Source organism: Micromonospora sicca (genome assembly GCF_003172935.1).
Taxonomy (GTDB): domain Bacteria; phylum Actinomycetota; class Actinomycetes; order Mycobacteriales; family Micromonosporaceae; genus Micromonospora; species Micromonospora sicca.
Map to the genome: position 1 here is coordinate 1 of NZ_QGKS01000101.1, position 5,833 is coordinate 5,833.

Annotated in this window: 7 protein-coding genes; 1 reads left to right on the forward strand and 6 read right to left on the reverse strand. The window is 70.8% G+C overall.

Annotation, left to right across the window (positions count from 1 at the left end; genetic code table 11):
- The 5 genes from DKT69_RS39470 to DKT69_RS04010 form a co-directional block, all read right to left on the reverse strand.
- On the reverse strand, nt 1–202 hold a 202-nt coding region (locus DKT69_RS39470; protein ID WP_236647323.1), incomplete at its 3' end, for a hypothetical protein.
- Nucleotides 203–213: 11 nt separating this feature from the next.
- On the reverse strand, nt 214–822 hold the full coding sequence (locus DKT69_RS04000) for an IS607 family transposase (protein WP_201749474.1): 609 nt from the start codon (nt 820–822) through the stop codon (nt 214–216).
- 176 nt (nt 823–998) lie between these two features.
- Nucleotides 999–1,748, reverse strand: coding sequence for a hypothetical protein (locus tag DKT69_RS04005; RefSeq protein ID WP_146230980.1), 750 nt, complete (start codon nt 1,746–1,748; stop codon nt 999–1,001).
- Nucleotides 1,749–1,904: 156 nt separating this feature from the next.
- Nucleotides 1,905–2,036 (reverse strand): hypothetical protein, encoded by a 132-nt coding sequence (locus tag DKT69_RS40545; RefSeq protein ID WP_255420177.1) that lies wholly within the window; start codon nt 2,034–2,036, stop codon nt 1,905–1,907.
- A 146-nt stretch (nt 2,037–2,182) separates the two neighbouring features.
- Entirely contained in the window at nt 2,183–3,760 is a 1,578-nt protein-coding gene (locus DKT69_RS04010; protein WP_109800246.1) for a beta-1,3-glucanase family protein, read from the reverse strand.
- A gap of 251 nt (nt 3,761–4,011) precedes the next feature.
- Here DKT69_RS04010 and DKT69_RS04015 point away from each other — a divergent pair, with 251 nt between their 5' ends.
- A complete protein-coding gene (locus DKT69_RS04015) occupies nt 4,012–4,386 on the forward strand; it encodes a VOC family protein (RefSeq protein ID WP_109800247.1) in 375 nt (124 codons plus the stop codon).
- Between the two features lie 184 nt (nt 4,387–4,570).
- Here the strand turns inward: DKT69_RS04015 and DKT69_RS04020 are convergent, their stop codons facing one another.
- Nucleotides 4,571–5,803, reverse strand: coding sequence for a family 16 glycosylhydrolase (locus DKT69_RS04020; protein ID WP_438361800.1), 1,233 nt, complete (start codon nt 5,801–5,803; stop codon nt 4,571–4,573).
- Between the last annotated feature and the right edge of the window lie 30 nt (nt 5,804–5,833).

Here is a 5,833-nt window from a genome sequence, read left to right on the forward strand (position 1 = left end):
CCCCACCCGCAAGAACCGCAAGGTCCCCATCCGACCAATGCGCAGCGATCACCTCGTCGGCCATGCCCCGAACCAGGTCCGCCAGCCACCCCACCCGTTCGGCCAATATCCGCCCAACCACCGGCCCCTGCACACCGGGCGCGTCGGGCTTACCGCCACACACCGCCCGGTACGCAGTGCACGTCGCGGTCGACGTCAGCACGGAACCCGTCACTACCCAACGTCCCCACCCGCGGCTGCCAGCAGCCGACGCCTGGCCTCACGAGACCGGATCCCATACATTCGGCCCGCGAACGTGGCCACCAGGGACATGAAATCATCCAAGAGTTCCTCGACCCCACCGGCCGAACCCTTCGCATGCAACACCTCGACGCTCACCCCATCACGGGCAAGCAGAGCGGTCAACCACGCGCCGCCGAACCGGGCCAGCCGATCGCTGTGCGTCACTCTCACCACCGTAAACTCGCCCGCCGCCGCTGCCTTCAGCAGCCGGGCAAGTCCCGGCCGGTTCTCCCGCAACCCAGACGCCCGGTCCTTGAACACGGCCACCACCTCGCTGGCAGCCGTAGCCCGCAACTCTGCCTCCTGGGCCACCAGCGACGACTCCTGGCCAGTCGAACCAGACACCCGTACATACAACGCCTCACGGCGCGGCCGTACCGCCTCAATGCGTCCGACAAACACGTCGAGCAGGGAAGAGTCGAAACGACGCTCCCGACCGACCCACGTCACCGCCACGCGTCCCTCATCCGCCCACCGGCGCAGGGTCACAGGATGAACACCGACGTACTCCGGAGCCGGACCCAGACGCAGCAAGGACACGACCGACAACGTAGCACATAGGATCGCTTAGCCAATCAGCCAACAGTGATGCACCCTTGCAGGGACGTGCCGTCCACGCCGCGTTCCGCCGGGTGGTCGGGTGACCGCCCGCACAGCGACGTCCTCGATCGAACGTGTCCGATTGTTCGCCGGAATGGCGAGTGCCTTGCTGGCGACTACAGGTCCGCGCAGCCGGTCTCGTCGGGCAGCAGCGGGCGTGGAGCCACCTGCCACACCCGACCGGCGCTGCTCCAGCGCGTGCCGGCACCGGCGGTGGCCGCCTCCCGGTGGACCCGTTCGAGGTCGGCGCCGCGCAGCACGAGGCAGGTGGAACCGGCCGCCGTGCCCCGCAGCGGTTCGCCGGTCAGCGCCGGCAACGGCCAGGGCCGGGCTGGCTCGGGGGGATCGGCCGGCGTGGCGACGATCGCGACGGCCGTCGGCTGGTACGGCACCGCCGGGCCGGCGCCGTACCCGGCAAGCGCCGCCCGGAGCCGCGCGGCCGCCGGGTCGGTCCGGGGGAGGGTGACGGTGCGCCGCCCTCGGGTTGAGCCGACGACGACCCGGACGACCGGCGCGTCAGGGCCATCGGCCGCCGCCTGTTCCGGCAGCGCGGCGGCGTCGTGGAGCAGATCGCGTACGCCGTCCGGCGGGACCTGGTCCGCGCGCAGGTGCGGCCAACCAGTGGGGGACCCGGCCGGGACGCTGATCAGCCGGCCGTCCCCGAACAGGGAGAAGCGGGGCGGTAGGGCTGCCGCGCCTCCGGGTGGCAACAGGCCGGGCAACTCGCTCAGCCGCAGCACCAGGGCCTCCGCACCGGTTGGCGGCTCCCCTTCCGCCTCGTCCCGCCCGGCGCAACCGGCGATCGGCGCCGCTCCGGCGAGCAGGGCCGGCATGGTGAGCAGGGCCAGCACTCTGCCTCGGTGCATCGGTCGCCTCCTGCGTAGCGGTTACGCCGGTCGGACGCCCCAACGGTGCCGCCGGTTCCGTCCGGGCCGGAACGGACCCTGGCCTGGTACGGACGGTGGTCCGGGAGCGCCGTGGTCGGCGCCCCCGGACCGGTCGTCCCGGTTTCTTCCCGACGGTCAGGACCGGGTGAGGGTGTAGTTACCGGAGCCCGCCTTGTTGATCACGACGATGCCGTACCAGGCGCTCCGGACAGGGGTGAAGGTGATCGTCTCGGTGGCGCCAGCGCCGCCGCCCGTGGCCGCGGCCACGGCGCTCGACCGGGGGCGGATCCAGGTGGCCGAGTTGGCCGGGTCGCTGTCCAGGACGAACAGCTGGGCGTCCTGGCCGAAGTTTAAGGAAGGGCCTCGGAGGGGCCGTCCCGGAAGGCGCGAGATGGCCCCTGACCGCGGTGCGGCTAGCCGCGGTGCCATTTCTGGTTGGCGCCGCCGGTGCACTCCCACAGCTGCAGCACCGCGTCGTTGTTCGGGTTCCAGTCGGCGATGTCCACGCACTTGTTCGCCTGTGGATTGACCAGGTCGCCGGCCGCGGTCAGCACGAACTGCTGAGCCGGGTTGCCGGAGCAGGTGACGATCTGGATGGCCGCGCCGTTCGCGGTGGAGCCCCAGGCCACGTCCATGCACTTGTTGTTCTGCGTACGCAGGGTCCCGTTGACGAAGTCCCAGCGCTGGTTGGTGCCCCCGTGGCAGTCCCACACGATGAGCCGCTGACCGTCGTTGAACTTCCAGTTCGGCACGTCGATGCATTTGTTGTGCCAGTTGCTGACGATCATGCTGCCGGTCGCCGGCGGCGGTCCGGTGGGGCCACCCGGGCCGAAGGGGGTCAGGGTGATGGCGGCCGACCGGGGGTCGCCGCTGTGCACGAGGGACTCGAAGCCGCCGACGTCGTCGTAGGCGAAGCCGTACGCCTTTCCGTCGGCCATGTTGGCGTGGATGATGCGCGAGTAGTGGTTGGGGGCGCTGTTCTTGTAGAAGGTGTTGGCGTCGAGGTTGGGCTCGACGTCGAACGTGCCGAGGGTGCCGCGGTTCAGCGCCGTGCACAGGGTGCGCTTGATCTCCGGCTCGATGAACGGCGGCGTGTTCGGTGCGTTGAAGACGCCGTCACAGCCCCACACGTTGCTGGTCGTGGGCTTGGCGACGGTGGCGACCTGCGCGCCGGTCGAGTCGGTGAAGACCATGTTGGTGCCCACGGTGCGGCCGAAGAACCTGCGGTTCGGCTCGGCGACGCGCGGCACGACGGTGAGGGTACGGCTCGTGTACGCGTTCCACGCCGAGGTGATGTACGAGTCCAGGTAGCCGGGGTCCATCAGCCCGGCGTCCATCGCCTTGCCGGGGGCGAGGACCCGCAGCACGGTCCCGTCGGCGCGGGTGACGACCGACCGGGCGAACGCCGGCTGGGCCTTGACCGCGTTGATGACGGTGTTCCGGCCGTCGTTGAGCAGCTCGCCGGTCTTGGTCGTGCTGCCGTTGCTGTGCGTGACGGAGACGGCGTGTGGGACCGCGAACTGGTCCACCTGCGAGCTGTTCAGCCACAGGCCCGCGTCGTTGTAGGTGAACTCCGACCAGTCGAACAGGATGTTCCGGTTCGGGTCGCCGCCGGCCCACGGCGCAGGCTGCACCAGGCCGTCGGGGGTGAGCCGCAGGTCGAGCTTCTGGCCGAACGAGAAATACATGCGTCCGGAGAGGAAACGCGGGAAGCGGACGGTGACACTGCCGCCGTTGCCCGGGCCGGCGATCGCGACGTCGGGCGCGGGCGTCGGCGGATTGCCCCCGGCCGGCCAGCGGGTGAACGCGCCGGCGGCGTTGACGTAGCCGAGGCCGCCGCCGGGGCGGATGTCGGTGCCGAGGATGTAGAGGTAGACCGCCTCGCCGCGGCCGGAGTTGTTGGTGACCGTGACGGGTAGCAGGTCGGGGCCGATGGCGTCTGCGGAGTCCTGGGTCGCGGCAAGGGCCACGGGGACGGCCAGGACGAGCATCGCCAGTCCGCAGAAGGTTGCGGCCACTCTTCTGCCCAGCGAGCGTCTGCTGCTCAAGGGGTGCTCCTTCGGGGTAGGGACGGGTGCCCTCGCGGCCCGACGGTGGTGGTGTTGGTGCGGGACGCGGTGGCGGGAGCGGTCGGAGTGCGGTTGCCTTTCCGACCGGAGAGAGCGCTCTCTCATACTTTCAACTTGGTCTATGTTTTATGTCAATAGCCGTCGGAGGGGAGGATGCGGGTACGAACGGTGGTATGGCCGATCGACCGCGGCTGACCGTCGCCGCCACCGTGCTGGACTCGCCCGACGCCCAGCAGCTCGCCGGGTTCTACGAACGCCTGCTCGGGTGGGCGCGACACCACGACGAGCCGGACTGGGTCACGCTGCGCCCGCCGGACGGCGGTGCGGGCCTGTCCTTCCAGACCGAGCCGGCGTACGTGCGGCCGGTGTGGCCGGCGGGTCCGCAGGAGCCGCAGATGATGGCCCACCTCGACATCGAGGTCGACGACCTGGAAGCGGCGTCGGCCCACGCGGTGGCCGCCGGCGCCACCGTGGCGGACTTCCAGCCGCAGGACGACGTGCGGGTGCACCTCGACCCGGCCGGCCACCCGTTCTGCCTGTTCATCTGACCGGGGCGCGGCCCCCGACAAGGTCCACTCCCGGTCGCCGCGGCGCGCGGCTGCCCGGTCAGCCCGGCTCCTTGCCGGCGGGCCGGCGGCATCCGCCGTCGGCCCGCACGACTCGGTCCGCCCCGTCACGGACGCTGCCTGCGGTTCCCTCAGCGGCCCGGGGCGCCGGAGCGATGGTTGCGCCTCAGGCGCGGGACCACTTCTGGTTTGCCCCGCCGGTGCAGTCCCACAGCTGGAGCTTGCCGCCGTTGTTCGGGTTCCAGTCCCGCACGTCCACGCATCGGTTGGAACTGGGGTTGACCAGGTCGCCGGAGCCGGTGAGGGTGAAGCGCTGTGCCGGGTTGCCGTTGCAGCTGACGAGGTTGACCTCGGTGCCGTTGGCGGTGCCGGCCCAGGCGGGGTCCATGCACTTGCCCATGGCGCGCACCGTGCCATCGGAGGCGAACGTCCAGGCCTGCGCGGCGGTGGTGTTGCAGTCCCAGATCTGCAGCTTCGCGCCGTCGACCGGGTTGGCTCCGGGGATGTCGATGCAGCGGCCGCTCTGCGCTCCCTTGATCCGGGTGGTGCCGGACGGCGGGTTGCCGTCATCCGGGGTGTAGCCGGAGACCCGGACGTAGTCGACGAGCATCTGCTGGGGGAACTGGGTGGAGGCGTCGGGGTATCCCGGCCAGTAGCCGCCGACGGCCACGTTCAGGATCAGGAAGAAGGGGTGGTCGAACACCCAGCGGTTGCCGCCGAGCCGGGCGGGATCGACGCGGTGGTACTCGACGCCGTCCAGGTACCAGATGATGGAGTTGGGCTCCCAGTCCACCCGGTAGCTGTGGAAGCCGTCGGCGAGGGGCTGGCCGAGGGTACGACTGCCGCTGATGCCGCCCGAGCCGGAGTAGCCGGGGCCGTGCACGGTGCCGTAGACGGTGTTCGGCTCCTTGCCGACGTTCTCCATGATGTCGATCTCGCCGGAGTTCGGCCACTGGACGCTGCCGATGTCGTTGCCGAGCATCCAGAACGCCGGCCAGATGCCCTGACCCCGCGCGATCTTGATCCGGGCCTCGAACCGGCCGTACGCCTGGGTGAAGGTGGCGGCCGTGAGCAGCCGGGCGGAGGTGTACTGGCAGCGGCCGTAGTGGCACTGGTAGTTGGCCGGGTTCTCCTTGCGGGCGGTGATGACCAGGTTGCCCTGGCCGTCGTGCACCGCGTTGCTGGTGCTGTTGGTGTAGTACTGCTGCTCGTTGTTGCCCCAGCCGCCACCGCCGATGTCGAACCGCCACCTGCTCTGGTCGACGGGCGTGCCGGCCGGTGCGTTGAACTCGTCCTGCCAGGTGATCCCGCCGATGGCCGCCTGCGCCGGGTGGGCGTGCGGCGGCATGACGGCGGCCGAGGCGGCGAGGAGGGCGAGGGTCACGGCGCGGGCGAGGATTCGTGACCGTGGGCGGGGGCGGGCTCGAAA